At 69.3% G+C, this 26271-nt stretch carries 30 protein-coding genes and 1 pseudogene; 10 read left to right on the top strand and 21 right to left on the bottom strand.

All coding sequences use genetic code 11. From position 1 onward, the window contains the following. Nucleotides 1-44 precede the first annotated feature (44 nt). Nucleotides 45-644: a TetR/AcrR family transcriptional regulator gene (locus ACIRRA_RS08715; RefSeq protein WP_402765902.1), complete on the top strand. Its 600-nt coding sequence runs from the start codon at nt 45-47 to the stop codon at nt 642-644. A gap of 57 nt (nt 645-701) precedes the next feature. On the opposite strand, the gene ACIRRA_RS08710 is transcribed toward ACIRRA_RS08715, so the two are convergent. Then, the gene (locus ACIRRA_RS08710; protein ID WP_402764991.1) at nt 702-1274 is read right to left on the bottom strand and encodes a TetR/AcrR family transcriptional regulator; all 573 of its coding nucleotides are present in this window, start codon (nt 1272-1274) and stop codon (nt 702-704) included. A gap of 114 nt (nt 1275-1388) precedes the next feature. Here ACIRRA_RS08710 and ACIRRA_RS08705 point away from each other — a divergent pair, with 114 nt between their 5' ends. Beyond that, nucleotides 1389-2009, top strand: a complete 621-nt coding sequence (locus ACIRRA_RS08705; RefSeq protein ID WP_402764988.1) for a class I SAM-dependent methyltransferase — start codon at nt 1389-1391, stop codon at nt 2007-2009. A 5-nt stretch (nt 2010-2014) separates the two neighbouring features. Further along, nucleotides 2015-2362 (top strand): DUF2218 domain-containing protein, encoded by a 348-nt coding sequence (locus ACIRRA_RS08700; RefSeq protein ID WP_402764984.1) that lies wholly within the window; start codon nt 2015-2017, stop codon nt 2360-2362. A gap of 7 nt (nt 2363-2369) precedes the next feature. Here ACIRRA_RS08700 and ACIRRA_RS08695 read toward each other — a convergent pair whose 3' ends face one another. The 4 genes from ACIRRA_RS08695 to ACIRRA_RS08680 are packed head-to-tail and all read right to left on the bottom strand — an operon-like array spanning nt 2370 to nt 5824. Continuing rightward, nucleotides 2370-3017 (bottom strand): response regulator, encoded by a 648-nt coding sequence (locus ACIRRA_RS08695; protein ID WP_379395307.1) that lies wholly within the window; start codon nt 3015-3017, stop codon nt 2370-2372. Between the two features lie 21 nt (nt 3018-3038). Next, nucleotides 3039-4163: a sensor histidine kinase gene (locus tag ACIRRA_RS08690; RefSeq protein WP_402764981.1), complete on the bottom strand. Its 1125-nt coding sequence runs from the start codon at nt 4161-4163 to the stop codon at nt 3039-3041. Between the two features lie 29 nt (nt 4164-4192). After that, nucleotides 4193-4894: an ABC transporter permease gene (locus tag ACIRRA_RS08685; RefSeq protein WP_402764979.1), complete on the bottom strand. Its 702-nt coding sequence runs from the start codon at nt 4892-4894 to the stop codon at nt 4193-4195. A 21-nt stretch (nt 4895-4915) separates the two neighbouring features. Then, a complete protein-coding gene (locus ACIRRA_RS08680; protein WP_402764977.1) occupies nt 4916-5824 on the bottom strand; it encodes an ATP-binding cassette domain-containing protein in 909 nt (302 codons plus the stop codon). A gap of 132 nt (nt 5825-5956) precedes the next feature. Between ACIRRA_RS08680 and ACIRRA_RS08675 the strand changes: the two genes are divergently transcribed. Further along, nucleotides 5957-6109, top strand: a complete 153-nt coding sequence (locus ACIRRA_RS08675; protein WP_402764974.1) for a hypothetical protein — start codon at nt 5957-5959, stop codon at nt 6107-6109. A gap of 161 nt (nt 6110-6270) precedes the next feature. Then, entirely contained in the window at nt 6271-6771 is a 501-nt protein-coding gene (locus ACIRRA_RS08670) for a hypothetical protein (RefSeq protein WP_402764971.1), read from the top strand. Between the two features lie 19 nt (nt 6772-6790). Here the strand turns inward: ACIRRA_RS08670 and ACIRRA_RS08665 are convergent, their stop codons facing one another. The 3 genes from ACIRRA_RS08665 to pnuC all read right to left on the bottom strand — a co-directional run bounded on the left by ACIRRA_RS08665 (nt 6791) and on the right by pnuC (nt 9448). Then, on the bottom strand, nt 6791-7405 hold the full coding sequence (locus tag ACIRRA_RS08665) for a cutinase family protein (protein ID WP_402764968.1): 615 nt from the start codon (nt 7403-7405) through the stop codon (nt 6791-6793). Nucleotides 7406-7706: 301 nt separating this feature from the next. Next, on the bottom strand, nt 7707-8570 hold the full coding sequence (locus tag ACIRRA_RS08660) for a universal stress protein (protein ID WP_402764965.1): 864 nt from the start codon (nt 8568-8570) through the stop codon (nt 7707-7709). 224 nt (nt 8571-8794) lie between these two features. Beyond that, complete coding sequence (gene pnuC, locus ACIRRA_RS08655) at nt 8795-9448, bottom strand: nicotinamide riboside transporter PnuC (RefSeq protein WP_402764962.1); 654 nt, start codon at nt 9446-9448, stop codon at nt 8795-8797. 470 nt (nt 9449-9918) lie between these two features. On the opposite strand from pnuC, the gene ACIRRA_RS08650 reads away from it, so the two are divergent. Further along, on the top strand, nt 9919-10794 hold the full coding sequence (locus ACIRRA_RS08650) for a class I SAM-dependent methyltransferase (RefSeq protein ID WP_402764959.1): 876 nt from the start codon (nt 9919-9921) through the stop codon (nt 10792-10794). An 18-nt stretch (nt 10795-10812) separates the two neighbouring features. Here the strand turns inward: ACIRRA_RS08650 and ACIRRA_RS08645 are convergent, their stop codons facing one another. Next, on the bottom strand, nt 10813-12141 hold the full coding sequence (locus ACIRRA_RS08645) for a PLP-dependent aminotransferase family protein (protein WP_402764956.1): 1329 nt from the start codon (nt 12139-12141) through the stop codon (nt 10813-10815). Between the two features lie 63 nt (nt 12142-12204). On the opposite strand from ACIRRA_RS08645, the gene ACIRRA_RS08640 reads away from it, so the two are divergent. Then, nucleotides 12205-12690, top strand: coding sequence for a PaaI family thioesterase (locus ACIRRA_RS08640; RefSeq protein ID WP_402764953.1), 486 nt, complete (start codon nt 12205-12207; stop codon nt 12688-12690). A 199-nt stretch (nt 12691-12889) separates the two neighbouring features. Here the strand turns inward: ACIRRA_RS08640 and ACIRRA_RS08635 are convergent, their stop codons facing one another. The 11 genes from ACIRRA_RS08635 to ACIRRA_RS08585 all read right to left on the bottom strand — a co-directional run bounded on the left by ACIRRA_RS08635 (nt 12890) and on the right by ACIRRA_RS08585 (nt 22448). Continuing rightward, the gene (locus tag ACIRRA_RS08635; protein WP_402764950.1) at nt 12890-13489 is read right to left on the bottom strand and encodes a TetR family transcriptional regulator; all 600 of its coding nucleotides are present in this window, start codon (nt 13487-13489) and stop codon (nt 12890-12892) included. Between the two features lie 15 nt (nt 13490-13504). Next, nucleotides 13505-14506: an NADP-dependent oxidoreductase gene (locus ACIRRA_RS08630; protein ID WP_357007780.1), complete on the bottom strand. Its 1002-nt coding sequence runs from the start codon at nt 14504-14506 to the stop codon at nt 13505-13507. Nucleotides 14507-14515: 9 nt separating this feature from the next. Continuing rightward, nucleotides 14516-14839: a putative quinol monooxygenase gene (locus ACIRRA_RS08625; protein ID WP_402764947.1), complete on the bottom strand. Its 324-nt coding sequence runs from the start codon at nt 14837-14839 to the stop codon at nt 14516-14518. A gap of 43 nt (nt 14840-14882) precedes the next feature. Further along, nucleotides 14883-16112 carry an acyl-CoA dehydrogenase family protein gene (locus ACIRRA_RS08620; RefSeq protein ID WP_402764944.1) on the bottom strand — a complete coding sequence of 410 codons (1230 nt, stop codon included), beginning with the start codon at nt 16110-16112 and terminating at the stop codon, nt 14883-14885. Nucleotides 16113-16162: 50 nt separating this feature from the next. Further along, entirely contained in the window at nt 16163-17281 is a 1119-nt protein-coding gene (locus ACIRRA_RS08615; protein WP_402764941.1) for an acyl-CoA dehydrogenase family protein, read from the bottom strand. Next, nucleotides 17278-18465, bottom strand: coding sequence for an acyl-CoA dehydrogenase family protein (locus tag ACIRRA_RS08610; RefSeq protein ID WP_402764938.1), 1188 nt, complete (start codon nt 18463-18465; stop codon nt 17278-17280). The genes ACIRRA_RS08615 and ACIRRA_RS08610 overlap by 4 nt, the downstream gene beginning before the upstream one ends. Before the next feature lie 18 nt (nt 18466-18483). Next, the gene (locus tag ACIRRA_RS08605; RefSeq protein WP_402764936.1) at nt 18484-18936 is read right to left on the bottom strand and encodes a MaoC family dehydratase; all 453 of its coding nucleotides are present in this window, start codon (nt 18934-18936) and stop codon (nt 18484-18486) included. Nucleotides 18937-18970: 34 nt separating this feature from the next. After that, the gene (gene fabG / locus ACIRRA_RS08600) at nt 18971-19732 is read right to left on the bottom strand and encodes a 3-oxoacyl-ACP reductase FabG (protein WP_402764933.1); all 762 of its coding nucleotides are present in this window, start codon (nt 19730-19732) and stop codon (nt 18971-18973) included. 37 nt (nt 19733-19769) lie between these two features. Then, nucleotides 19770-20759, bottom strand: a complete 990-nt coding sequence (locus tag ACIRRA_RS08595) for an NADPH:quinone oxidoreductase family protein (protein ID WP_402764931.1) — start codon at nt 20757-20759, stop codon at nt 19770-19772. Between the two features lie 10 nt (nt 20760-20769). Continuing rightward, nucleotides 20770-21522, bottom strand: coding sequence for an SDR family oxidoreductase (locus ACIRRA_RS08590; RefSeq protein ID WP_402764929.1), 753 nt, complete (start codon nt 21520-21522; stop codon nt 20770-20772). A gap of 284 nt (nt 21523-21806) precedes the next feature. Next, the gene (locus tag ACIRRA_RS08585) at nt 21807-22448 is read right to left on the bottom strand and encodes a TetR/AcrR family transcriptional regulator (protein ID WP_402764920.1); all 642 of its coding nucleotides are present in this window, start codon (nt 22446-22448) and stop codon (nt 21807-21809) included. Nucleotides 22449-22679: 231 nt separating this feature from the next. Here ACIRRA_RS08585 and ACIRRA_RS08580 point away from each other — a divergent pair, with 231 nt between their 5' ends. The 3 genes and pseudogenes from ACIRRA_RS08580 to ACIRRA_RS08570 all read left to right on the top strand — a co-directional run. Beyond that, on the top strand, nt 22680-24182 hold the full coding sequence (locus tag ACIRRA_RS08580; RefSeq protein WP_402764918.1) for a long-chain fatty acid--CoA ligase: 1503 nt from the start codon (nt 22680-22682) through the stop codon (nt 24180-24182). Beyond that, on the top strand, nt 24179-24313 hold the full coding sequence (locus ACIRRA_RS08575; protein WP_402764915.1) for a hypothetical protein: 135 nt from the start codon (nt 24179-24181) through the stop codon (nt 24311-24313). The genes ACIRRA_RS08580 and ACIRRA_RS08575 overlap by 4 nt, the downstream gene beginning before the upstream one ends. After that, a pseudogene (locus ACIRRA_RS08570) lies at nt 24265-24546 on the top strand (phosphotriesterase-related protein); the annotation flags it as partial. The gene ACIRRA_RS08575 and the pseudogene ACIRRA_RS08570, both read left to right, overlap by 49 nt. Nucleotides 24547-24594: 48 nt before the next feature. Here the strand turns inward: ACIRRA_RS08570 and ACIRRA_RS08565 are convergent. Continuing rightward, nucleotides 24595-26232 (bottom strand): long-chain fatty acid--CoA ligase, encoded by a 1638-nt coding sequence (locus ACIRRA_RS08565; protein ID WP_402765900.1) that lies wholly within the window; start codon nt 26230-26232, stop codon nt 24595-24597. Between the last annotated feature and the right edge of the window lie 39 nt (nt 26233-26271).

The following is a 26271-nucleotide window of genomic DNA, read 5'->3' as shown; positions in this document are numbered from 1 at the left end:
AGGGACGGTACTCTATGACGGTTGTCATAGACAAGGAGGAGTCGATGGCGGGGACGGCGAGCGAGACCGCGGATTCACGCGGCAAACTCGTGGCCGGGGCGGCCGACATGATCAGGCGGCGCGGCCTGAACGCGACCAGCGTGCGCGAGCTCGCCAAATACGCTCGCGCGCCACTGGGTTCGACGTATCACTACTTCCCCGGCGGCAAGACCCAGCTCGCGACCGAGGCGGTCACCTTCGCCGGGGATCTCGCGGCGACGCTGCTCGCCCGCGAACTGGACCAGGGGCCGATCGAGGGGCTGCGGGCCTTCCTGCAGATGTGGCGGAAGGTCGTGGTGGACACCGGCTTCCGCGCCGGGTGCCCGGTGCTGGCGGTCGCCGTGGAGGACCTGCCCGAGACCGAGGGCGCACCCCGCGAGGCCGCTGCCGCGGCCTTCGGCCGCTGGACCGAGCTGCTGACCGACTCGATGTGCGCCCACGGGGCCGAACGCGCCGAGGCCGAGCGCACGGCCACCCTGATCGTCGCCGCCGTCGAGGGCAGCGTGGCCATGTGCCGCGCACAGCGGAGCGCGGAGCCCTTGGATCGCATTGCCGCACAGCTGGAACCGCTTGTGCGGTCGACGATTACGCGCGACCGGACCTGAGGTCCCGACTCCCGCCCGAAGCGCGCCGATCCGGGACAGCGAAAGCCGCGCGGTGGATCAGACCGCGCGAAGTCCCGCCGCGGTGACGGATACCAGGCGCCCCACCGCGGCCTCCGACGTCGCGTCGGCCGCGGCCGACAGGGCGTGCAGGCAATAGGCGGCCAGTTCGCCGGGCGGGACGTCGGCGCGCAGTTCACCGGCGGCGGCGCCTTCTTCGATCAGCTGCCGGAGCAGATCGCGCAGCTGGTTCAGGGCGGCGACGATGTGCTCGTCGGGATGCAGGAACTTCACCAATTCCCGGTCGTGACTGCCGGTTTGGCGGGCGATGTGGGCATAGGCGGTGAGAACGGCGTCGAGCCGGCCGCCGGCACTGCCCTCGCCGTCGCGGACCTTGACCAGCTCGACCAGGTGGGCTTCGATCCGTCGGGCGTGCCAGATGCGCAGAATGGTCTCGGCATCCGGGAAGTACTTGTAGAGCGTGGCCCGTCCGATGCCGGCGCGAGTGGCGATCCGCGACATGGTCACCCCGCGCAGTCCCTGCTCGAAGGCCAGGGCCGCGGTGGCGTCGAGGATCGCGTCCCGAACCTCGCGGCGATGGGCGTCGATCGTCTCGTTCCACAGCTTCGGCACGCCTCAACCATACAGACTGACTGCTCTGCAGACACCGACTCTTGACCATAGACACCGTGTCTCGATAAATTCGAAGCATCAGGTCAGGGCCGCCCCTCCCGACAGGAGAATTCCGTGTTCCCACCCATCGACGACCCCAACCCCGAATACCACGACCCCAACGCACCCGACACCCTCTACGCGACGAAACCGCCGTGGGACATCGACCGTCCCCAGCCCGCCTTCGCCGCCCTCGCCGAGGCGGGCGCCCTGCACGGCCGGGTCCTCGACCTCGGTTGCGGCACCGGCGAACACGCACTGCTCGCCGCCGGCCTGGGTCTCGACGCCACCGGGATCGACCAGTCCGGGCACGCGCTCGAACTGGCCCGGCGCAAGGCGGCGGAACGCGGACTGCAAGCGCGGTTCGTGCGCCACAGCGCCCTGGACCTGGCCGGCCTCGGCGAGACCTTCGACACCGTGCTGGACTGCGGCCTGTTCCACCTGTTCGACGGCGCGGACCGCATCGCCCTGGTCGACGGCCTGGCCACGATCATTCCGCCGGGCGGACGGTACTTTGTGCTCGGTTTCAGCGATCGCCAGCCCGGCACCTGGGGTCCGCATCGCCTGAGCCGCACCGATATCGAGTCCGCCTTCACCGACGGCTGGCGACTCGATTCCCTCGAACCGGCCATCCTCGACATCCTTCCCAGCCCGACCCCGGTGGCCGCCTGGCTCGCTGCCCTCACCCGGCAGTGATTCCCATGCCCGCACTCGAATCCCGCGTTCCGACCGACCGACCGGCCCGCTACCTGCGTCAGTTCCGCACCCACGCCGAGGCCATGGCCTCCCCGCGCGGCCACCGCGTCCACGCCGGCAATCCCCAGGCCGCCGGCGAGATCCACCTGCGCGTCGAAGGCACCGATAGCCGCACCACAGCCCATTTCGGCCCCTGGGGCCACTGCACTCTCACCGCCGAACCCGAGACACTCGTGGTGCGCATCGACGCGACGGACGCAGCGGCCCTGCGCCGCATCCGCGACATCCTCACCCGCGACCTCACCCGCTTCGGCGGCGGTTCCCTCACCGTCGACTGGCGGGATCCGGACTGACCGGCGTTCAGGCCAATCCGGCGCGCAGCACGAGAATCGCTATCTGCGTACGGTTTTCGAGCCCCAGCTTGGCGATGACGCGGCTGATGTGCACCTTGACCGTGGACTCGCTCATGTGGAGGGTGCGGGCGATCTCGGCATTGCCCGCACCGGTGGCGACGGCCCGGGCGACCTCGCGTTCCCGATCGGTGAGCTGGGAAAGCTGGGCGAGCGCGTCCGGTTGCTGCGCGCCCGGACCCTGCGTGAAGGCGGTGAGCATGCGTTTGGTGATGGCCGGCGCGAGGATGGCGTCACCGGCCGCGACCACCTCGACGGCGCGGGCGAGTTCGCGGGGCGGAGTGTCCTTGAGCAGGAAGCCCGCCGCGCCGGATTCCAGTGCGGCGTAGACGTATTCGTCCAGTCCGAAGGTGGTCAGGACGACCACCGCCGGCGGTGTGGGAAGGCCGCGGACCCGGCGGGTCACCTCGAGACCGTCCACGTGCGGCATGCGGATATCGGTGACCACCACATCCGGGCGGTGCCGGTGCACCAGGTCCACGATGGCACGGCCGTCGCCGTCCTGGGCGACCACCTCGATATCGCCGCCGGCCTCCAGGATCATGGCTATGCCGGAGCGCACCAGTTCCTCGTCGTCGAGCAACACCACCCGGATCACGAAACCTCCTTCACCACATCGTCATTCGTCGGCCGTCAGCGGGAAGGTCGCGTGCACCCGGTAGCCGCCGGCCAGCGGACCGGAATGCACGGTCCCACCGGCGAGTTCGACCCGTTCGCGCATGCCGAGCAGACCGAAGCCGGAACCCTGGGCGGCCAGGGCGGTCCGGTCACCGGGGCCGTTGCGGACATCGACGTCGAGACGATCGTCGGCGACGGTGAGCGCCACCCGCACCTCGGCCCCGGCCGCATGCTTGGCAGCATTGGTCAGCGCCTCCCGCACGAGTCGATGCGCGGCCCGGCCGACCGGCCCCGGCACCGGCGGCAGGTCCGGCGGCAGCGACAGGTCCACCTGTTGCCCGGCGGCGACCGCCTCGGCGACGAGTTCGGCAATGGCGCCGAGGTCGGGCGCGGGCCGCAGTGGCGCCGCCTCCCCACCCTCGCGGGCGCGCAGCACGCCGAGCAACTCCCGCATCTCGGTCAGCGCCCGCGATCCGGTGGCGCGGATGGTGCCCGCGATCTCGGCGGGCTTGCCGTCGGCGGACACCTCGAGCGCCCCGGCCAGCACGGTGATCTGCGAAATCCGGTGCGCCACAATATCGTGCAGCTCACCCGCGATACGCAGGCGTTCGGCCTCCACGGCCGCCGCGGCGCGCAGGTCGCGTTCGCGCTCGGCCTGCTCGGCGCGTTCCCGCAGGGCCGCAAGGGTTTCAGCGCGCTGGTTGGTCCACAGCCCGAGCAGCAACGGCAACGCCAGCCCGACCGTGACGATGGCGCCACGGTGGACGAAGAGCTCCCACCAGCTGCCCGTCCCCCAGGGCACCACCCCCACGATCACCGCGGCCGGTGCCGCCAGCCAGGTCGGACGGCGGTTGCCGTAGCGCCGGGCGACCGTGTAGATGGCCAGCAGCATCGGTGCGAACGCGCCGACCAGCAGCTGCCCGAGCAGCGCCACCCCGAGCACCGGCAGCGGCCGGAAGCGCCGCGCCAGCAGGGCGATACCGGCCACCACGGCCACCGGCGGGCCCGCGACGGCGGGCAGCAGACCGATGGCGGAGGTGTGCACCTCCTCGAAACCGGCCGCGCCGAACAGCGCAGCGAGCACGACATCGAGGATCACCGTGCCGATCCGTCGCGTCGTGCTCATTCCGGCAACCCTAGTCGGGCTCGGCATACTCACACGTCACGGCGCGCGAGCAGCACGCCTCCGCCCGCCAGCAACCCGGCCGCCACCAGCGCCAGCGGCAACACCAGCAGGGCGGGATTCCCGGCGCCGGGCTGCACCAGCTGGCCGGCGGACAGGAAGGGCATCACCTTCGGGCTGACGCCGGCCATCACCGCGCCGGTCTCCACCACGGTCGGAAAACCGATGGCCACCACCATCGCGACGGTCGCGTTGCGGGTGACGGCGGCAATGCCCATACCTGCCAGGGCGGCGAGCGACACGTACACGGGCACTGCGGCGAAAGACCTTGCCAGATGTGAGATTTCAGCCGGCAGCGTTGAGGTCAGCAGCTGTACGAGCACGGTCACACCCACCAGCGCGAGGCCGTAGAGGGCGGCGAGCACGCCCACCGTGAGCGCCTTCGCCGCCAGGACCCGGCCCGGCCGGCGCACCGTGAGCACGGTGGTGGTGATGGTGCCGTAACGATATTCGTGCCCGAAGGCATTGACCGCCACCGCGGTGGCGAACAGAGCGGCCAGCAGCAGGGGCAGCCCCGAGACCGAGGCGGCGAATTGCTCACTCGGCGTGGCGTAGTCGCGGGCCGCGGACAGATAGGCGATGAAGGCCTGCAGGGCCAGGCCGACGGCGAGCAGCGCCCAAGTGGAGCGCAGCGTGGCGAGCCGGGCCAGTTCGTAGCGAATGGCATTGGACATGAGCTGAATTCCTGTTCGATGTCAGACGGAGACGTGGCCGCGGTACTCGGCGGAATCGGCGGTCGCCTGGAAGTAGGCGTCCTCCAGGCTGGTGCGCGCCTGGGTCAGCTCGGTGATCAGCAGCCCGGCGCGCAGAGCGAGGGCGGCGACACCCTGCCGGTCGTGACCGTCGATGGCCACCGCGCCGTCGGCCTCCACCCGGGCGCGGAACCCGTGGCGGTTCAACGTCTTCGCGAGCTCTGCGGGCCGATCGGTGCGCGCGGTGATTCGGGGCGCGGAGTTGCGGGCGACGAACTCGCGCACCGATTCCGCGGCCAGCAGCCGCCCGGCACCGATGACGACCAGCGAATCCGCCAGGTGCGCCATCTCGTTCAGCAGATGCGAGGAGACGAAGATGGTGCGCCCCTGGTGCGCCAGCTCTTTCAGCAGATCGCGCAGCCAGCGCACGCCCTCGGGGTCCAGCCCGTTGGCGGGCTCGTCCAGGATCAGGGTGGCCGGATCACCCAGCAGCGCGGCCGCCAGACCCAGCCGCTGGTGCATCCCGAGGCTGAACCCGCCCGCCCGCTTCCCGGCCACATCGCACAGGCCGACCAGGCCCAGCACCTCCTCGACCCGGCCCTCGCCGATGCCCGCCCCGGCCGCGATCATGCGCAGATGCCCGATGGCGCTGCGCTTGGGATGCACCGCGCGGGCATCGAGCACGACGCCGACCGAGCGCAGCGGATCGGTCAACGCGGCGTAGGGCTGCCCGTCGAAAAGCGTGCGGCCGCTGCCGTGATCGAGGCCCAGCATGAGCCGCATGGTGGTCGACTTCCCGGCCCCGTTCGGACCGAGAAAGCCGGTCACCACGCCGGGCCGGACATCGAAGGACAGGTTGTCCACCGCCGCTATGTCCCCGTGGCGCTTGCCGAGCCCACGCGCCTGAATCATCCGTTCACCTCGTATCGGAAGGGCGACGCCCGCTGCGTCACCGTGTCTGCTCCGACCATTCCGGAGTGGAGCGGCGCGGCCATCGGCCGACAGCACACGGCGAGGTACCACTTTCGGCTTACGTCCGGGTCGGTGAGTGTCGCCGGAGCGAACGGTCCTGTCGCTCGGCCGAGCAAACCGCCCTACGCCGTCCCGCTGGCCACCACGCTGCAGTGGCTCGTGGTCCTCGCCGGGCCGATCACCTTCCACATCGTCTACGTCACCCGCAACGGGCTGAAGGTCTGAAACACCGAAGGATTTGCCGGTGGCCCAGCCGAATTGACCGTCGATCTGGCCGAAATTGTGTCAGCCCCCTCGACAGAACTCCTGTGTTTGCGCCGTAAAGTGATACGTTTTCTCTATGGCCGGTTCGGCCGATAACTCTTATTGCGCATCAGGGAGATGCCGTGTCCAGAGCTGTGAAAGCGACCGCCGCATGGGTTTGCGGGGGAATTCTCGGGATTGTTGCCGGTTTTTTCGGCGCGGGCGGCGCGTACGCCGACGACTCGAGCGGGCCCGTCCAGGTCGGCGACACCGTGTATTTCAACCTGGGCGAGTGGAACTGTTCGATCGGCGCGGCCGGCGCAGTGGGGTGCGATCTGACGGTTCCGGCCGCCACCATGAATGTGCTCTATGCCGGGGCGCAGGTGCCGTTCTCGAATGTGCCTGCCATTGCCATCGATTCGACCGCGTTGCCGGCGCATCCGGAGTGGAATTCCAACGGCAGCCACACCCTCGCGGGCGGAAATCCGGGTCTGGCCCGCATCGCGCAGGTGAGCGGGCACGATCCGCAGTTCTCGATCACCCATGCCGGCGCGACCTGTCAGATCACCTTCAATGGCGCGGCCGTGTGCACGTCGATGGGGCACGGGTTCAGTCAAAAGGGACCAGTGCCTTTCGGCTACTGATCCCCTTCGAATCATTGATTTACCGGTACCAGACGCCGGAATCCCAGTCGCCGTAGTCCCAGACATTGAAATCGTAACGACCATGCGCTCCCCCGAAGAGGTAACCCCACCAGCCGGCCGAAGTGTCGCAGATCTGGTCGTCGTGGTTGCACACCGTCAGAACCGGGAAGCCGCCGAACCAGTCGTCGACGCCGGCCAGCGGATAGCCGACGATCCCGCTGCCGGGAGTCGAGGACAGTCCGCCCCAACCCGGGCCGGGGGCCCGCTTGGGATCCGACAGCAGAATGGCATTGGCATTGTCGACGTCCTGGTGTGCGGTGACCCAGGCGTGCACGATGCCGGCGCCCTCACTGTGCCCGATCAACCGGATGTGGTCGCCCGGGCATTCGTTGCGGTGCTGCCAGAACAGCCGGTCCAGTTCGTTCAACCCCGACATCGGGTCGGCGGAGTTGTATCCGACTGGTTGATCGACGTACGGAGCGAAGATGGACGAGGTGTTGTCGCCTAGTCCGCCGATGCCGATCGCCCAATCACCGGTGCAGACATCGGCATTGGCCTTCGGAGCCGCCAGGTGTGTAATGGAAAAAAGGATGGCCAACAGTAATGCGGCGAAGAGCGCCGTTGCTCTACGCATGGTCGTAACTTTCTCTATTTGTGTAACCTCCGGGTCGAGCCCGGCTTGCGCATGATGTACCCAGAAATTGCTGAGGTTCTTGATTTCTGGCGAAACAGTTACACACGCACTGCTTTTGTTGGCCGTATCGCGATGTCAGCGGGCCGCGTGCGTACGACCCGGCGAGCTTGCCGGGCATTGACGCGGGGACGTTCCGCCATCAGTTGCGCGCCGCGCGGGCAGGCTCCGGCCGAATCCGGTGTGCCGGTGCGAAACTCCCGTAACCGAGGATGCGCTGCTCGAAATCGGCGGCACCGCCGGCTCAGTTGCGCAGGCGGACCAGGGCGATGGGGCACTCACTGCCGTGCAGCAGCGCGTGGCCGGTCGAGCCGAGCGCCATACCGGGATAGCCACGGGTGCCGTGGCTCCCGATCACCAGCAGTTGCGCACCGGCGGCGGCATCGAGCAGGACGCGGGCGGGATGTCCTTCCTTCACAACAGATTTCACCTCGACGCCCGGGTAGTTGCGGGTATTGCGATCGAGCACGCGGGTGAGCAGCTGGACCGCGTCGTCGGAGGAGCGGGTGTCGCTGTCCCCGGACAGCTCCCACGCCTGGACCGCGATCAGCGGCACGCCCCGCCGGGAAGCCTCGTCGAAGGCGATCTCGAGCGCCCGGACGCTGTGCGGCGACCCGTCCACGCCGGTCACCACGGGCCGGTCCGACAGCCCGTCCGTCTCGCCGGGCACCACCACCACGGGCCCCTGCGCGTGCCGCGCCACACCGGTGCTGACCGACCCGAGCAGGCTGCGGTGGTAGGCGCTCATCCCGCGCACCCCGACCACCACGTAGTAGGCGGTCGCGGCGAGCTCCGCGAGGACCATGACAGCCGGCATGTCGACGAGGAAGGTGCGGATATCGCGAATCTCGCGGTCCCCGGCGGCTTGCCGGGCGGTCTCGGCGGCGGCGTCGAGGGCGGCCTGGGCGGTGTCGCGCAGCCGATCGTGCAGCAGCCGGACCGGGCTCTCGTCCAGGGGCGATTCGGCGACCGCGGGCACCGCGAACACCAGGTGCAGGGGCGCGCCGCGCAGAGCCGCGTCCACGGCGGCCCAGCGCACGGCGTGCAGGGCGGACTCGGAGGCGTCGACACCGACCACGATCGGCCGGTCGAGACTGCTGGCAGGCACCGCGTTCGGCCTCCTTCCGGGTGGAAAGAACCTTCAGCGCGCGATACTACGAGCCGACCAGCCGGTCTCCGGGCCGACTCGCCGTGGGCAGTCCGACGATGAACAGGTTCCACCCGCCCGACCACCGACCCCGAATCGCCGAACGTTCCGTCACCCGTATCCGCCCCGGAAAGCACTCCACCCGCCCGGATGGACCTCGATCGGTGGGCTACCGCGGGACGGACTCACTCGCCGCCCACGGGCGTGGCGACGGCCGCGGGGGTGGCGGGAAGGTTTCGGCGCGAACGATATTCGCCCCGCCAGCGCAGGAACCCGAGCACCACGAGCAGGAAGAACAGACCGTAGACCGCGCCCGAGGCGTACAGGCCGGATTTCATCGCGAGCGGCACACCGACCAGATCGACGAGCATCCAGATGATCCAGAAGTCGGTCAGGGCCCGGCTCTGCGCGAAGGTCGCGATGGCGCTGCCGACGAAGACGTAGGCATTGGCCCACGGGGACCAGGCGATGTGCAGCCAGCCGAGGTGGGCGAACGCCTCGGCCACCGCGACCGTGCACACCGCCAGCAGGGCCAGCAGCGTCAGGCGTTCGCGGCGGGTGGCCGGCCGGACCTTCAGGTCCCGGTGCTCGGAGGTGCCGCGCCGCCAGGCCAGCCAGCCGTAGCCCGCGAGCCCGATGAACAACAGCTGCTTGAGCGCATTGCCGGGCACATGGGCGTGCACCGACGCCGCCAGCAGCAGGACGGCACCGGCCAACTGCACGGGCCACGTCCAGATGGTCTTCCGCATGGCCAGCCACACCACTGCGAGGGACAACAGGTTGCCGATGGCATCGGTCCAGAGGATGTGTTCACCGAACATGTCGAATCCGGCGTTCACCGGGCCTCCTCCGCTGCCAGCCGAGCACAGCTGCCGGATCCGGGTCCCGGGGCGTGCGTCCTGTCGTGGTGCGGAACCACCGTGCCACAGCCCGATATTCCCCGCCACCGCCCCTTCCTCGATCAGCGGCCCGCGTGCAGCGGTTGGGTCGCCGGGCATCGATTCCGATCGCCCCGCGCCGGCATGGTCCGGCTCGACCGCCCGTACCAGGAAATCGTGGACGGCTCATGGGCTTCCACAAGGCCGGACCTATCCACCGATCTCCTCCGCGCGGCAGGGTCACCGACCGCGCCGAACACCGGGCTAGCGCGGCGGATCTTCGTAGGTCCAGGCAGTCCGAGTGACCAGATCGATCGCAGACCGGACGTTCGACGGCGTGAATTCCAGCCAGATGATGGATCCGTAGTGGATTCCGGCTGACTTCGCGCGGCGGAATGACCTTGTGCGCCCGCGTGAGTACGTTGGCGGATATGCGCACCGAAGGTGATTCCTGGGATATCAAGACCAGTGTTGGATCCACGGCATTGTTCGTGGCGGCCGCCCGGGTGCTGGGTGGCCGCACGGCCGATGCGCCGGCGCACGATGAGTTCGCCGAGCTGTTCGTGCGGGCGGCGGGCGGGGAATGGGCCGAGCTGCTGGCGGGCCGTTTGCCCGAGCACCCGCTGCTGGCACCCGAGTTCGGGGTGCAGTTCCAGCAGCATCAGATCGCTCGCACCCGATATTTCGACGATTTCATGGCTGCCGCCACGGCCTCGGGCGTCCGACAGGTGGTCATTCTGGCGGCCGGACTGGACTCCCGCGCGTACCGCCTGGCATGGCCGGACGGGACCGCGGTCTACGAGCTGGACCGCCCGCAAGTGCTCGAATTCAAGCGGGAGACGCTCACCGCGGCCGGGCACCGGCCGCACGCCGAGCGGCACGAGGTGGCGGTGGATCTGCGCGAGGATTGGCCGAAGATCCTGCGCGACAATGGATTCGATCCCGCCGCGCCGACCGCGTGGCTGGTCGAGGGCCTGCTGATCTATCTGACACCGGCCGCGCAGGACCAACTCTTCGACGCCATCGTGGGGCTCAGTGCGCCCGGCAGCCGGGTCGCCATCGAGCAGATGGATCCGCTGCCCGCGGAGTCGGTCGCCGAGATGACCGGGGAGGGCGAGACCGGCTCGGACTGGATGGACATGATCTACAACGAGCCCCGCAACGACGCCACCGAATGGTTCACCGCCCGCGGCTGGACCGGTGAGCGCGTCAACCTCACCGACTACATTCGCGACCTCGGCGGGACTCCGCCCGACAATCCGCGACAGCAGTCGCTGATCAACCTGGTCACGGTCACCCGGCCCTGACAGCGCGCGGTCCCGGTATCACAGCGGCACGCTGTCCAGGGCCGCGCGCATTTCCGCGAGCACCAGCGGAAGTTCTTCCGGGGCAGGCGATCCCAGCGCGATGCGCAGCCCGTGCGGCACGTGCGCGGTGGTGGCGAACGCCTCGGCGGTGCAGACGCGAATGCCGCGCCGGGACAGTTCGGCCGCGATCCGGTCCATGCGCTGGTCCGGATCGATGGGCAGCCACGCGAAGAAAGAGCGCGGGTGCGCGATCGGATTCCGATCGCCGAGCTCGCGGTGCAGGATGCGCTGATGCTCGTGCGCCGCAACGCGACTCGCCTGTTCGAGAGCGTCGACGGTGCCGTCGGCGAGCCAGCGGGTGGCCAGGGCGCTGGTCAACCCGGGCGGACCGGCCATGGTGGCGCGCAGGGTGCGGGCCAGGGCCGACACGGCCACGGGCGGGTGGACCAGCATGCCGAAACGCAGTCCGGCCGCGATGCTCTTGGACAGGCTCGCTACCCAGAAGGTGCGCTCCGGGGCGATCGCCGCCAGCGGTGGCGGGGCCGGAGCGGCGAGAAACGCGTAGGCGGCGTCCTCGATCAGGAACAGATCATGGTGGCGCGCAACGGAAACGAGCGCTCGCCGCCGGTCGCTATCGATCACCCAACCGAGCGGATTGTGCAGGGTCGGCATCGTATAGACCGCGCGCACCGGCCTTTTCGCACACAACCGCGCCAGGGCGTCGGGATCCAGGCCGTTCCCGGCCGCCGGAACCGGTGCGAGAGTGAGTCCGTGCGCCTGGGCCAGCAGTTTGAATCCGGGGTAGGTGAACTCGTCCACGGCGATCACATCGCCGGGCGAGAACATCGCTCGCACAATCAGATCCAGCCCATGCTGCGCCCCGGCGGTCACCACCACCCGCGCCGGCTCGACCTCGATCCCCCGCCGCCCGATGAACCCGGCGACCGTCGCGCGATCGTGCGGCCGCCCGCCCGGCGGCTGCTGCCGCAGCAGGGCGTCCAGATCGCCGGAGGCCGCCAGCTCACGTAAACCCGTGCGCAGCAATTCCTCCCGACGCGGCGACAGCGGCTGGGTGAAGGCCAGATCCGCCCACACCGTCTCCACGCCCGGCCCATACTCGGCCGCGGCCAGCCGCACCGACCGATCCCGCACGAAGCTCCCCCGCCCCGGTTCGCCGACCACCAGCCCCGCCCGCTTCAGTTCCGCGAACACCCGGGTCGCGGTGGCCACCGCGATACCGTGCTCGGCGGCCAGTTGCCGATGCGTCGGCAGGCGCTGCCCCGGCGCCCAGCGCCCGTCCCGGATCTGCCCGGCAAGGGCGGCGGCGACATCGGTGTAGGTCCGCATCACCCGACTGTACCTAGGACAATTTCTTGATCGTCCTACCGCGGCGTCCTACCGTCCGTTCCCATGACGATCGCGACCACCGAAGTGCCCGTGTTGGACTTCCTGCGCGCACAGCTCGACGGCACCGGGACCGATGGCCTGACCTGCCAATTCCGCTATCCCACCAACATTTCCCGCACGCTGGGCATCCGGCTGGTGGCCATCGACCCCGGCCGTGCCACCCTCGAGATCGACACCGATCCCGCCCGGCACGGCAATCAGCAGGGCACCGTCCACGGCGGCCTGCTCACCGAACTGGCCGACGCCGCCATCGGTACCGCCCACTCCACCGTCGTGGGTCCCGGCGAAACGTTCACCAGCATCGATCTCCGCGCGGTCTTCCTCCGCCCGGTATGGCAGGACACGCTGCGCGCCACCGCCTTCCCAACCCACTCCGGCCGCACCATCACCCACTACCAGTGCGATATCACCCGCGCGGACGGCAAGCCGGTCGCCACGGTGACCAGCATCGTCACCACCCTGCGAGGCGAGCGCTCCCACGGCCGCTGAGTATCGGGCTACTCGACGCCGATGCCCGAGGGACTGCTTCCACGATCCCGGGCGTAACCGCGACAAGCGGCATCAGCTGGAGAAGGCCAGTCGGGCAGTGCCGTTTCGACTGTGACAGTACAACTGCGGGACTGCCGCCTGCGACACGGGAGACGGTCAGGTTGAGTGAGGGTCACCGCGAGAGATCAAGTGCCGCAGACTATTTGCGTGCGCCAACGATCCGCAGGGCGAGGTCGACATAATAGTCGCCAATCTCCTCCGGGGACAGCGGTCCGCCCTCCCGGTACCAGCGCGCGAGGTCGATGCCCAGGGAGAGCAGCGCCACCGCCGCCATGCGCGGATTCGGGTTGTCGAACACGCCCGCGTCGACCCCGCGCTCGATCAGCTGCCGCATCTCGGTGTCGATGACGTGGCGGATCTCTTTGATCTCGCGCTGATGCTCGGGGCTCAACGCGGCGAGTTCGTAGTTGATGACCCGGGCGACGGTGTGCGCGCGGGCGTGGTGGATCGCGAATTCCCGGATGACCGCGACCAACTGCTCGACCGGGTCGTCCGAGGCGGCCATCGACTCCCGCATCCGCTCGAGCGTGTCCAGGTGCCCGCTGTGCGAAACCTGGTAGAGCAGCTCTTCCTTGGAGCGGTGGTGGACGTAGATGGCCGCCGTGCTCAGCCCCGCGATCGAGGTGATGTCGCGCGTGGTGGAGCCGTGGAAGCCGCGCTCGGCGAAAGCGGCGACCGCGGCGTCCAGTAGTCGGGCCCGCGTCTCGTCCGCGCGCGAGCGATCCTCTGATTCGGTCACGTGGACAGTCTTACATCAGAGCGCGAGCACCAGTTTTCCGGTGTTGCCGCCGGTGAACAGCAGATTCAGCGTCTCACCGAAATGCTCCACCCCACCCTTCACGACATGCTCCCGGCTCTTGATCCTGCCCTCGGTCAGCCACTTCGCGATGTCCGCCACCGCCTCGCCGTAGCGGTCGGCGTAGTCGAAGACCACGAAGCCGGTCATGGACGCCCGGAACACCAGCAGCGACATGTACCGCGACGGCCCGGGCCGCAGCTGGTCGTCGTTGTAGGCCGCGATCGCCCCGCACAGCACGATGCGGGCCCCGCGGCGCAGATTGGCCAGCGCCGCATCGAGAATCTCACCGCCGACATTGTCGAAGTAGATGTCGATGCCCTTGGGCGCGAGTTCCCGCAGCCGCTGCAGCACGTCCTCACCGCGGTAGTCGATCGCGCCGTCGAAACCGAATTCCTCGACGAGCAACCGGCACTTCTCCGCTCCGCCGGCGATCCCGATGACGGTGGCGCCCTTGGCCTTCGCGATCTGGCCGACCACGCTGCCGACCGCGCCCGCCGCCGCCGAGACCACCACGGTCTCACCGGCTTTCAGCTTCCCGACCTCCAGGAGCCCGAAATACGCTGTCATGCCGGGCATTCCGAGCGCACCAAGCCAGGTCGGCCCGGGCGCGACGCCCAGGTCGACGTGCTGCACGCCGCGGCCGTCGCTGATCGCGTACTCGGTCACCCCGAAGGTGCCGCTCACGGTGTCGCCCACGGCGAAATCGGGGTGAGTGGATTCGACCACGGTCGCGATGTCCAGCGACCGCATCACTTCGTCCAGCCCGACCGGCGGGAGGTAGGAGCGCACGTCATTGAGCCAGCCGCGCATGGCCGGATCGAGCGAGATGAAGTCGATCTTCACCAGGATCTGGCCCGCGCCGAGCGGGGGCAGTTCCTCGGTGGTCACCTTCCAGGTGCCGACGCCGGGCAATCCGGTGGGACGCTGGGCCAGTCGTACCTGCTGTGTCTTCGTCATGGGGACTCCTCAGATCGCGCCCAGGTCGGGCTCGCCGGCGGGCAGCGGTTCGAAGACCTGGACGTCCGGCGGTGCCGCGAGGGCGTCGGCCAGGGCCGCGCCGACTTCGCGGAGAGCCGCGCCCTGGCCGTGTTCACGCAGCGCGTCCCGGGACGCCCACTTCTCGATCATGACGAACTGCCCGGGGTTCTTGGCGTGGCGGTGCAGCGCGTAGCGCAGGCAGCCGGGTTCGGCATGCACGGCCGGAGCGGCCGCGCGCAGGGTCTTCTCGACCAGGTCTTCCTGGCCGGGCTTGGCGATCATGGTCGCGACGACGACGCAGGGATCGGCCATGGGATCCTCCTCGGAGAATGGATGGTGTCGAAACTCGTTGCGGTTACCCGCGTTTGCCCCAGTTGGGGTCGCGGCGGCGCAGCTCCCACTGCGCGATGGAACGCTTGTGCACCTCGTCCGGTCCATCGGCCAGGCGCAGGGTGCGCAGGTGGGCGTACATGCTGGCGAGCGGGAAGTCGTCGGAGACGCCACCGCCGCCGTGCACCTGGATGGCGCGGTCCACCACTTTGAGCGCGACGCGCGGGGCCGCGACCTTGATCGCCGCGATCTCGGTGCGCGCGGCCTTGTTGCCGACCGTGTCCATCAGATGCGCGGCCTTGAGCGTCAGCAGGCGGGCCATATCGATCTCGATCCGCGACTCGGCGATCCAGTCCTGGACATTGGCCCGATTCGCCACCGGCTCACCGAAGGTCACGCGCGACTGCGCACGGTCGATCATCAGGTCCAGGGCGCGCTCGGCCATGCCGATAGCGCGCATGCAGTGGTGGATGCGGCCCGGGCCCAGGCGGGCCTGGCTGATCATGAATCCGTCGCCCTCACCGGCGAGCAGCGCGGTCCTGGGCACCCGCACGTTCTCGAACAGCACCTCGGCGTGACCCTCGCGGTCCTGGTAACCGAAGACCGGCAGGCCGCGCCGCACGGTCACACCCGGGGCATCCATCGGAACCACCATCATCGACTGCTGCCGGTGCGTGGCCGCGCTGGTATCGGTCTTGCCCATGACGATGAGGACCTTGCAGTTCTTGTGCAAGGCATTGGAGGTCCACCACTTCCGACCGTTGAGCACGTAGTCGTCGCCGTCGCGGTCCATGCGCAGCTGAATATTGGTGGCGTCGGAGCTCGCGACCGCGGGCTCGGTCATGGCGAACGCGGACCGGATCTCACCGTCCAGCAGCGGGCGCAGCCACCGCTCCTTGTGCTCGGGTGTGCCGAAAAGGGTGAGCACCTCCATGTTCCCGGTGTCGGGGGCGGCACAGTTGGTGGCCTCCGGCGCGAGATGCGCACTGCGGCCCATGATTTCGGCCAGCGGCGCGTACTCCAGGTTGGTCAGGCCCGGACCCCACTCCGGATGCGGGTGGAAGAGATTCCACAACCCCCGCTTCCTGGCCTCGGTCTTGAGCTCCTCGACGATCGGCGGCTGGAAGTGCGGATCCCCGGACTCCGCCATCTGCTCCTCGTACACCGCCTCGGCCGGGTAGACGTGCTCGTCCATGAAGGCGAGCAGATCGTCCCGGTAGCGCTGGGCCCGATCGGTCATGTCGAACATGCTCACTCCTCGAAATAGTCTGTGCCGCGCAGGCAAAACTCTACTTGAACCCGGATTCAACTTCGTTTTCCGGCGGCCGAGCCGAGGTCGGCCAGTTCGGCCAGCACCGCGCGGCGCCGGCCCGGACTGCCGAGCCCGAGCTGATCGGCCTTGGCGCGCTTGAGATACAGATGCACCGGATACTCCCACGTCATGCCGATGCCGCCGTGTAATTGGAGCGCTTCTTCGGCGGATGTCACCGCGACGTCCGCGCAGTAGGCCGCGGCGACCGCGGTTCCCACCGCCGCGTCGGGATCGCCCGCCGCGATCGCGCCCGCCGCGTAGCGGGCACTGGCGGCCGCCGCCTCGACCTCCACGAACAGGTCGGCGAGACGGTGTTTGAGCGCCTGGAATCCGCCCACCACGCGGCCGAATTGGCGGCGCATCTTCAGATAGCCCACGGTGGTCTCGAGGCACCATGCCGCGATACCTGCCTGCTCCGAGGCCAGCAGCGCCGCACCGGTCTCCAGCGCCGTCCGCAGCGCGGCCGCTCCCCCGTCGGCCGGGACCACGAGCTGCCCGGGCACGGCGTCGACCACGACATCGGCCAGCGGCCGGGTCATATCGAGCGAGACCACCGGCGTCACCGCGGCCGCCGCCACCGGCACGGCGTGAATCTCGGTGCCGGAGGCGGTATCGACCGCGGCCAGCAGCACATCGGCGTCCAGGACGCCCGCGACGCTGGTCGCGCTGCCGGACAGCTGGCCGTCGGCATCCTTCCGGAAGGACGGGACCGCGTCCGGCGAGGCGGCGGTGAAGGGCGCGAGCAGCGCGACCGTCACCGCACCGTCGGCGAGCTGCCCGACCAGGCCGGAATCGCCGGCGAGCAGCACGGTGGCGGCGATGACACTGCTGGTGAGAAACGGTACGGGCGCGACGGACCGGCCCAGTTCTTCCAGCACCACCGCCGCATCGCGAGCGGAACCGCCCGCGCCGCCACGATCCTCGGGGACGAGCATTCCGGCCAGCCCCAGATCCCGCGCCAGCGCCTTCCACAATCCCGGCGTCAGCGACCGATCGCTCGCATAGGCCCGCGCGACAGCCGCCGGATCACAGTGGGCCGCAAGCAGATCGCGCACCGCGTGCCGCAGCGCCGCCTCGGTGTCGGTATCGAGCAGCAGGATGTCGTCGCTCATCGGGCCAGGTCCTTCCAGGCGGTGTCCTTGTCCCCGCGCGCCTCGGCGGGCAGGCCGAGGACCCGTTCGGCGACGATATTGCGCAGGATCTCGGACGTGCCGCCCTCGATCGAATTGCCCTTGGCGCGCAGGTAGCGGTAGCCGGGCCCGCGGCCGGCGAAGTCGACGCGGTCGGGCCGCACCATCGTCCAGTCGTCATAGCGCAGGCCGTCCTCGCCGAGGATCTCCAGTTCGAGACCGGTCAGCTGCTGGTTGGACCGCGCGAAAGCCAGTTTGAGCGCGGAACTTTCGGGCCCCGGCTGACCGGCGGAGGTCCGCTGCCGCATGCGGGTGGCGGCCAGCCGCCCGGCTTCGGCCTCGACCCACAGCCGCAGCAGCCGGTCGTGCAGCTCCGGGGTGTGCCTGTCCGGATTCTCCCGCCAGGTACGGGCGACCGCCGCGAGCACACCGCTCTCCCGCGGCACCGCGCGCCCGCCGATGGCCGCCCGCTCGTTGTTGAGGGTGGTGGTGGCGACGCGCCAGCCCTCCCCCACCCCACCGAGGCGCTGGGCGTCGGGGATGCGGACGTCGGTGAGGAAGACCTCGTTGAACTCGGCCTCGCCGGTGATCTGACGCAGCGGCCGCACCTCGACACCCGGATGGCGCATATCGCAGATGAAGAAGGACAGGCCCGCGTGCTTGGGACGGTCGGGGTCGGTGCGCGCGAGCAGGATCGCCAGATCGGCCTTGTGGGCCACCGACGTCCACACCTTCTGCCCGTTCACGATCCAGTCCTCGCCGTCGCGGACGGCCCGGGTGCCGACCGCCGCCAGGTCCGATCCGGCGCCGGGCTCACTGAACAGCTGGCACCAGATCTCCTCGCCGGTCCACAGCGGACGCAGGTAGCGCTCCCGCTGTTCCGGGGTGCCGTGGATGGCGATGGTGGGCGCCGCCATGCCGAGACCGATGCCGTTGAGCTCGGCCTGATTCCCCGGAGCTCCCGCCTGCTCGAACAGCTCGTCGACGAACAGCTGGAGGTCGCGCTCGGCACCGCGGCCGCCCAGCCCGACGGGGAAGTACACCCAGGCCAGGCCGGCGTCGAAGCGGGCGCGGTGGAAGGTCACCGGGTCGGTGGTAGCCGGATCATGCTCTGCCAGCAGGGATTCCACCCGCCGGCGCAGGTCGTCGCGAACCGCGTCACTCATCGGTCCTGCTCCTTCGTCTCAGGGCACCAGCAGGGAGACGGCTTCGGCGACGCAGGCCGGTTTGGCGGCGCCGTCGATCTCCACGGTGACCCGGCTGATTGCCTGGAACCCCATGCTCGCCGGCGTCAGCGACACCAGTTCCACCCCGGCGCGCAGCCGTGAGCCCACCGGGACGGGGGACGGAAACCGAACCTTGTTGGCCCCGTAGTTGACTCCCATCGACAGCCCCTCGACGGTGTACACGCTCGCGGTGAGCATGGGCAGCAGCGACAGGGTGAGGAAGCCGTGCGCGATGGTCGTCCCGAACGGACCGGCGGCGGCCCGTTCCGGGTCGATGTGGATCCACTGGTGATCGCCGGTCGCGTCAGCGAACCGGTCGATCTGCTCCTGCGTCACGGTGTGCCAGTCGCTGTAGCCGAGATGGGTGCCGACTGCCTTCTCCAGTTCGGGCAGCCCCTGGAATACCCGCATTGTTCGCGTCCTTCCGTTCGATTCCGTTGCGCGGCTAGTTCTTCGGCCCGCCGGCCACGTAGATGATCTGTCCCGACACGAATCCCGCGCCCTCGCTCACCAGGAACGACACCGTGTGCGCGATGTCCTCGGGCTTACCGGAGCGGGCCACCGGGATCGTGGAGACCAGCGCCTGCCGGAAGTCGTCGAACGAGACACCCATGCGCTCGGCGGTGGCCTGGGTCATCTCGGTTTCGATGAAACCCGGCGCGACGGCATTGGCGGTGACGCCGAACTTGCCGAGCTCGAAGGCGAGAGTCTTGGTGAAGCCCTGCAATCCGGCCTTGGCGGCCGAGTAGTTGGCCTGGCCGCGATTGCCCAGCGCCGAGGTGCTGGACAGGCTGACGATGCGGCCGAAGCCCTGCTCGATCATGTGGCGCTGGACCGCCCGCGTGCACAGGAACGCGCCGCGCAGGTGGACGCCCATGACCGCGTCCCAATCGGCGACGGTCATCTTGAACAGCAGATTGTCGCGGAGGATGCCCGCATTGTTGACCAGCACGGTGGGTGCGCCCAATTCGGCGGCCACCCGGTCCACGGCGGCGGTTACAGCCGCCTCGTCGGACACGTCGGCGCCGACGGCGAGGGCGCGGCCGCCGGCCGCCTCGATCTCCGCGACGACCGGTTTGCAGGCCTCCTCGTCGAGATCCAGGACGGCGACGGCCATTCCGTCGTCCGCCAGTCGCCGTGCGACCGCCGCGCCGATGCCCCGGGCCGCGCCGGTCACCACCGCTACCCGCGGTGTCTGCGTGCTCACGATGTTCTCCTCTGTGGTGCGATCAGGTCGGTGTCGGTCAGGCCGAGGGCGTGCAGACCACGCGCCCCACGGTCTTGCCGTCGGCGAGGCGCTGGACGCCATCGGCGATGTCCGCCAGGGCGAGTCGTTCGCTGACCAGGGGGCGGATCGCGCCCGTGGCGGCCAGCCGGGTCAGCTCGCGGTGGCATTCGCCCACGGCGGCCGGGTCGTAGGCGTTGTAGAGCCCCCAGTGCAGGCCCACGATCGAATAGTTCTTGACCAGTGCGTGATTCAGTGCGGCGCTCTGGATGTCGCCGCCCGCGAAGCCGACGACCAGGATGCGGCCCTCGAAGGCGATGCACTTGGTCGAGCGGCTGTAGGTGTCGCCGCCGACCGGGTCGTAGACGACGTCGGCGCCGCGATTGTCGGTGACCAGCTTGACGACCTCGACGAAATCCTCACTCCTGCGGTCGATCACGATGTCGGCGCCGAGCGCACGCGCGTACTCGGCCTTCTCGGGCCCGCCCACCACGCCGATGACGCGGGCCCCGGCCGCTTTGGCGAGTTGGACGGCGGCACTGCCGACCCCGCCCGCCGCCGCATGCACCAGCACGGTCTCCCCCGCCTGCAGCGCGGCACGGCGATGCAGGCCGAACCATCCGGTCTGATAGCCGACGAACAGGGCCGCGGCCTCCGCATCGTCCAAAGCGGTTGGCGCGGGGAAGGTCTGGGCCGCCTCCATGACCGCGTACTCGGCGAAACCGCCGTACGGCAGCGAGCTGCCGCCGAGCACGCGGTCACCGACCGCGATCCCGGTGACCTCGCTACCCGTGGCCACGACCTCCCCGCACAGTTCGACTCCGGGCGTGAACGGCAGCGGCGGCTTCACCTGGTAAAGGCCCCGGCACATGAGGACATCGGGGAAGTTCGCCGCGGCACCGGTGACCCGCACGACCACCTGACCCGGGCCGGCTTCGGGGCGCTCCACGGTGTCGAGCCGCATCACCTGTGTTGGCTCGCCCAGTTCATGGACCCGCCAGGCCCGCATGTCCGCCACTCTAGACGCCCCCGGTCAGCGTGAGGCCGCCGTCCACCACGAGCAGCTGGCCGGTGAGCCAGGCCGCGTCCGCGGAGAGCAGGAAGGCGACCACGCTGCCGATGTCCTCGGGCACGCCCAGGCGCTTGAGCGGGTAGGCGGCGGCGATCTGCTCCTCGCGGCCCTCGTAGAGCGCGGTGGCGAACTTCGTCTTCACCACCGCCGGCGCGACGGCGTTGACGCGGATGTGCGGGCCGAGTTCGACCGCGAGCTCCTGGGTGATGTGGGTCAGCATCGCCTTGCTGGAACCATAGAAACCGATGCCGGGCGCGGGCTTGAGCCCGGCGACCGAGGAGACGTTCACGACCGCGCCGCCGTGGTCCTTCATCCACGCTCGGTAGGCGTGCTGCACCCACGACAGCGCGGCAAGACAGTTGACCTCCACGATCTTTCGGGCCGCGTCGAGCGAGAGCTCCACCATCGGCCCGAACACCGGATTGATGCCGGTGTTGTTCACCAGCAGGTCGGCACTGCCGAAGGTCTCGACGGCCCGCTCGAGGGTCTCGGCCTGATGCGCGGCATCGTCGGCGCGCCCCGCCACGGCCAGCGCCTTCGACGGCCCGCCCAGCGCCACGACGGCCTCGTCGAGCGCCTCCTGATTGCGGGCGGTGATCACGACCTTGGCGCCCTCGTCCACCAGGCGCTGCGCGATACCGAGGCCGATACCCCGGCTGGCGCCGGTGACAATGGCGGTCTTGCCTTCGAATCTGTTCACGGACAGGTCCTTTCAGGTCGCCCGTGGCCACGGCGGTCCCGCGCCGCGACCCGGGGCCGACCCCGAGCAGGGAACTTACTAAGCGCTTATTTTCTTCCGCCACCATGCGCCAAACTCCCGTCGCGGTCAATACCACCGAGGGGGTCTTATTCCTGTGATACGTCGCACATCGCCATCGAAAGCCGAGGTCATGCAAGAGAAAACGACGCGAACTCGAACCCGGATTCAGATTTCCGAACCCGTGCGACCGCTACCGCCGCGATCCACTCGGACGGGGTCGCGAGCTATTCGGACCCGACCCGCAGGGCATTGACCCACAGCTGGGTCAGGGTGCCGACCAGCTTCTCGAAGGCGATGCGCTGGTGCTGGACGAAGACCATGTAGGCCATGCGGCTGACCATCACCGACAGCGCCTGGGCGGTGATCAGCGGATCGAGATCCGCACTGGCCTGCCCGGATTCCTGCAACTCGCGGATCATCCTGGCATTGCGCTCAATGAAGGCGCGGTTGCGTTCCAGGCGCAGCGCGCGGAAGTTCTCGTTGATCTGGGTGACCTCTTCGAACACCGCCATCAGGCGCGCATTGCGCTTGTAGGCCAGCAGGTATTCCCGGTTGGCCGCCTCGACGAGCTCGCGTGGGTCGGTGACGCCGGTGCGGGCCCGCACGTGCGGGTGCAGCATTTCCTCCTGCACCTCCTCGACGACGGCGGTGAAGATCTCTTCCTTGCTGTCGAAGTAGGTGTAGAACGAGCCGGCGGCGGCGCCCGCGGCCTTGGAGATGTCGGCGATCCTGGCGTCGAGGTAGCCGTCGCGTTCGAAGACTTCGCGCGCCCCGGCGATGAGGGCGGCGCGGGTGCGCTCGCCGCGCTTGGTACGCGGGGGCACGCGGCGAGGCACGGCCTCGCGGTCGAAGGGTTCGGATTTCACGGCGGATCACCCACTCGGTCGCAGGGACGGCTGCCGATTGCCACCGTATCACCGCGTGTACCAGCACATATCGTCCCACACCGACGTACTTCGGCCCGCCCCGTTCGCGCGGCCGCGGCGGCGGCGATCGTTATTGAAGTCGACACCGGATTCAGATATGGTCGCGCACAGGGTCGTGACGCCGCTCACTCCGACCCCGTCTCATTCCATCTCTACATAACTGGATGTTCCATGACAAATGTCGCCGACCGTATCTGGCAGCACGCGTCCGAACGCCCCGACGCCGTCGCGCTGCGTCACCTGGACGACACCCTCTCCTACGCCGAGCTGGCCCGCCGCAGTGCGGCCTTCGGCGGTCAGCTCACCGAATCCGGTGTCGCGGTGGGAGATCGCGTGCTGCTGGTAGCGCCGACCGTGCCGGAGTTCGTGATCGCCTACCTGGGCGCGCATCTGATCGGAGCCGTCGCCATCCCGGTGAACACCATGGCGACCGCACCCGAAATCGGTTATGTGCTCGACGATTCCGGTGCCAGGCATGCCATCGCCTGGCATCTGGCCCGCACCGCGGCCGAGCAGGCCGCCGCCGAGCGCGGCATCCCGGTGCAGGTGCTCGAACCCGGTGCGCACACCTGCCCCGCCCAGCCGACCGCCGAACCGGTCCGACGCGATCCGGACGACACCGCGATCCTGTTGTACACCTCGGGCACCACGGGCAAACCGAAGGGCGTGGAGCTCACCGTCGCCAATCTGATCGAGACCGCACGGATTTTCATCGATCAGCTGCGGCTCACGCCCGAGGAGCGCTTCGGCACCGGGCTGCCGCTGTTCCATGTGTACGGGCAGGCGGTGTGCCTGATCACCACCCTGCACGCGGGCAGTTCGTTCTCCATGGTGTCGCCGTTCGTCCCGGGAGCGATGATCGAGACGATCCGCGATCACCGGCTCACCGTGGTGTCGGGCGTGCCGACCATGTGGAATGCCATGCTGCACAGCGCCGGCGACTACGGTCCGGAGGATTTCGCGAGCCTGCGGCTGGCCTGCTCGGGTGGCGCGTCGCTGCCGGCGGAGGTGATCCGGTCCTTCACGGAACGTTTCGGCTGCACCATCCTCGAGGGCTACGGGCTCACCGAGTCCAGCGGGGCAGCGACCTACAACCCCCTGGATCGCGAGCAGCGGGCCGGGTCGGTGGGTACCGCGCTGCCGGGCACGTCGATCGAGGTGCGTGATCCGGAGGGCACGGCGCTGCCCGCAGACACGGTCGGCGAGCTGTTCATGCGCGGGCCCAGCGTGATGAAGGGGTACTGGCAGCGCCCCGACGCGACGGCGGCGGATCTGTCCGGCGGCTGGCTGCGCACCGGCGATCTGGGCCGCGTCGACGCCGACGGCTACGTCTACATCGTCGACCGCGCAAAGGATCTCATCATTCGCGGCGGCTACAACGTGTATCCGCGCGAGGTCGAGGAGGTGCTCTACGAGCATCCCGGGATTGTCGAGGTGGCGGTGATCGGCCTGCCCGACGACCACTACGGCGAGGAGGTGGGCGCGGTGGTGGCCACCGCGCCCGGCGTCGAACTCGATCCCGGAGAGCTGCGCGCCTGGGCCAAGGAGCGCCTGTCCGCCTACAAGGTGCCGCACCGCTTCGCCTTCACCGACCAGCTGCCCAAGGGCGCGACGGGCAAGATCCTCAAGCGCGCCATCGACCCGAGCCTGTTCACGGACAAGGCATCCCGATGAGCATCGTCCCCACCGTCCCCGGCACCGTCGATTCCAGCGAGCTGGGCCGGGTGCTGGTGCACGAGCACGTCTTCGTGCTCGGCTCGGCATGGACCGCGTCGACGTCCTGCTGCCCTTCGAGGACCGCGTGAACACCATCGTGGAACTCGTCCACCGCGGCTACCGCGACAAGATCGTCATCGCCCACGACGCCGCCTGTTTCATGGACTGGTTCGACCCGGCCGCCAAGGCCCAGATCGCGCCGACGTGGAACTACCGCCACATCAGCGAGGACGTCCTCCCCGCGCTTCTCGCCAAGGGGCTCACCGAGGACGACATCGACGCCATCCTGGTGCGGAACCCGCGCCGCTACTTCGAGAAATGACAGTGCGCGCCGCCGCGAGGATCCCGCGGCGGCGCGCAATCCCCTCCGTCAGTCGGGGACGACGATGGCGAGTTCACCGGCGGCGTAGCGGGCGCGCAGCACCTTCTTGTCGAACTTGCCGACGCTGGTCTTGGGCACCTCGGAGACGAACGTCCAGCGTTCGGGGAGCTGCCATTTCGCGATCTTGCCGGACAGGAACGCGCGGAGCGCACCGGCATCGGGTTCGGCTCCGGCGCGCAGTGCGGCGGCCACGACGGGGCGCTCGTCCCACTTCTCGTCCGGCACACCGAAAACGGCGGCCTCGGCGATATCGGGGTGCGCCATGAGCGCGTTCTCCAGATCGACCGAAGAGATCCATTCACCGCCGGATTTGATGATGTCCTTGGCCCGGTCGACCAGGGTGAGGTAGCCGTCGGCGCTGATGGTGCCGACGTCGCCGGTGCGCAGCCAGCCGTCGCGGAAGGCGTCGACGCCGATTCCCGCGGCATCCGGCGAGTAATAGGAGGCGGTGACCCACGGGCCGCGAACCTCCAGCTCTCCCACCGCTTTTCCGTCGCGGGGCAGCTCGGCGCCATCGTCTCCGATGAGCCGCGCCTGCACCGGGGCCGGGATGCGGCCCTGGGTGACCCGGTAGGCGAAGGCGGCCTCGCCGTCGAGGCCCGCGGGTGGCCAGGCCAGCGCGCCCAGCGGGGAGGTCTCGGTCATCCCCCACGCCTGGATGATGCGCACGCCGTGCCGTTCCTCGAAGGCGCGCATCAGCTGCGGCGGCACCGCGGCACCGCCGACCACGACCGCCCGCAGATGGGTCAGGTCCTGCGGCTTCGCGTCGACGGCTGCCAGCACGCCGTTCCACACCGTCGGCACGGCCGCGGCGAAATTCGGCCGCTCGGCGGCCATCAGCGCCAGCAGCGGCTCCGGTTGCAGGAAGCGGTCGGGCATCACCAGCGACGCCCCGGCCATGAGCGCGGCATAGGGCAGACCCCAGGCGTTGGCGTGGAACATGGGCACGATGGCCAGCATCCGGTCACCGGCGCGCACGCCCATGGCATCGGTGGTGCAGGCCTGCATGGAATGCAGCCAGTTCGAACGATGGGAGTAGACAACACCTTTCGGGTCGCCGGTGGTGCCGGAGGTATAGCACATGGCGGCGGCCGAGCGCTCGTCGAGGACCGGGAAGTCGAAGGTGCCCGGATACTGCGCCAGCAGGGTGTCGAGCTGATGGACGGTGACGCCCTCGGGTGCGGGCAGCGCCGCGGCGTCACCGTTGGCGACGATGACGTGGCGCACGGTGCGCAGGGTCGGCAGTACCGGCGCGAACACCGGGATCAGGGAGGCGTCGACGATCACGACACGGTCCGCCGCGTGGTCGGTCACGAAGGAGATCTGTTCGGGGAACAACCGGATATTGATGGTGTGCAATACCGCCCCCATGGCGGGCACCGCACAGTAGGCGATGAGGTGCTCGTTGTTGTTCCACATGAAGGTGCCGACGCGATCCCCGCGGCCGATGCCCAGCGCGGTCAGGGCGTGGGCGAGCCGAGCCGCCTGTTCCCCCAGTTCACGGTAGGTCAGGACGCGGGATTCGGTGCCGGTCCAGGTGCGGACGGTGGCATCGGCGTGCACCGTGCTCGCATAGCGCAGCAGGGTGGCCAGGGACAGCGGTTCGTCCTGCATGGTGCTGAGCATCGGCAGGTCGAGCTCGTCGTAAGTCATTGTGCGGATGTC

It is taken from the genome of Nocardia sp. NPDC101769 (genome assembly GCF_044766925.1).
Lineage (GTDB): Bacteria > Actinomycetota > Actinomycetes > Mycobacteriales > Mycobacteriaceae > Nocardia.
The sequence above is the reverse complement of the archived record's forward strand: the minus strand, read 5'-3'. Positions and strand labels throughout refer to the sequence as shown.

Coding starts and splice junctions, on each gene's coding strand:
- ACIRRA_RS08665 (WP_402764968.1), bottom strand. CDS start 7,405: ATGCGTAGAGCAACGGCGCTCTTCGCCGCATTACTGTTGGCCATCCTT.
- ACIRRA_RS08685 (WP_402764979.1), bottom strand. CDS start 4,894: ATGTCCAATGCCATTCGCTACGAACTGGCCCGGCTCGCCACGCTGCGC.
- ACIRRA_RS08615 (WP_402764941.1), bottom strand. CDS start 17,281: ATGAGCGACGACATCCTGCTGCTCGATACCGACACCGAGGCGGCGCTG.
- ACIRRA_RS08645 (WP_402764956.1), bottom strand. CDS start 12,141: ATGCGGACCTACACCGATGTCGCCGCCGCCCTTGCCGGGCAGATCCGG.
- ACIRRA_RS08630 (WP_357007780.1), bottom strand. CDS start 14,506: ATGACGAAGACACAGCAGGTACGACTGGCCCAGCGTCCCACCGGATTG.
- ACIRRA_RS08575 (WP_402764915.1), top strand. CDS start 24,179: ATGAGCATCGTCCCCACCGTCCCCGGCACCGTCGATTCCAGCGAGCTG.
- ACIRRA_RS08650 (WP_402764959.1), top strand. CDS start 9,919: ATGCGCACCGAAGGTGATTCCTGGGATATCAAGACCAGTGTTGGATCC.
- ACIRRA_RS08640 (WP_402764953.1), top strand. CDS start 12,205: ATGACGATCGCGACCACCGAAGTGCCCGTGTTGGACTTCCTGCGCGCA.
- ACIRRA_RS08715 (WP_402765902.1), top strand. CDS start 45: ATGGCGGGGACGGCGAGCGAGACCGCGGATTCACGCGGCAAACTCGTG.
- ACIRRA_RS08690 (WP_402764981.1), bottom strand. CDS start 4,163: ATGAGCACGACGCGACGGATCGGCACGGTGATCCTCGATGTCGTGCTC.
- ACIRRA_RS08565 (WP_402765900.1), bottom strand. CDS start 26,232: ATGCTCAGCACCATGCAGGACGAACCGCTGTCCCTGGCCACCCTGCTG.
- ACIRRA_RS08680 (WP_402764977.1), bottom strand. CDS start 5,824: ATGATTCAGGCGCGTGGGCTCGGCAAGCGCCACGGGGACATAGCGGCG.
- ACIRRA_RS08625 (WP_402764947.1), bottom strand. CDS start 14,839: ATGGCCGATCCCTGCGTCGTCGTCGCGACCATGATCGCCAAGCCCGGC.
- ACIRRA_RS08700 (WP_402764984.1), top strand. CDS start 2,015: ATGCCCGCACTCGAATCCCGCGTTCCGACCGACCGACCGGCCCGCTAC.
- ACIRRA_RS08580 (WP_402764918.1), top strand. CDS start 22,680: ATGACAAATGTCGCCGACCGTATCTGGCAGCACGCGTCCGAACGCCCC.
- ACIRRA_RS08605 (WP_402764936.1), bottom strand. CDS start 18,936: ATGCGGGTATTCCAGGGGCTGCCCGAACTGGAGAAGGCAGTCGGCACC.
- ACIRRA_RS08595 (WP_402764931.1), bottom strand. CDS start 20,759: ATGCGGGCCTGGCGGGTCCATGAACTGGGCGAGCCAACACAGGTGATG.
- ACIRRA_RS08610 (WP_402764938.1), bottom strand. CDS start 18,465: ATGAGTGACGCGGTTCGCGACGACCTGCGCCGGCGGGTGGAATCCCTG.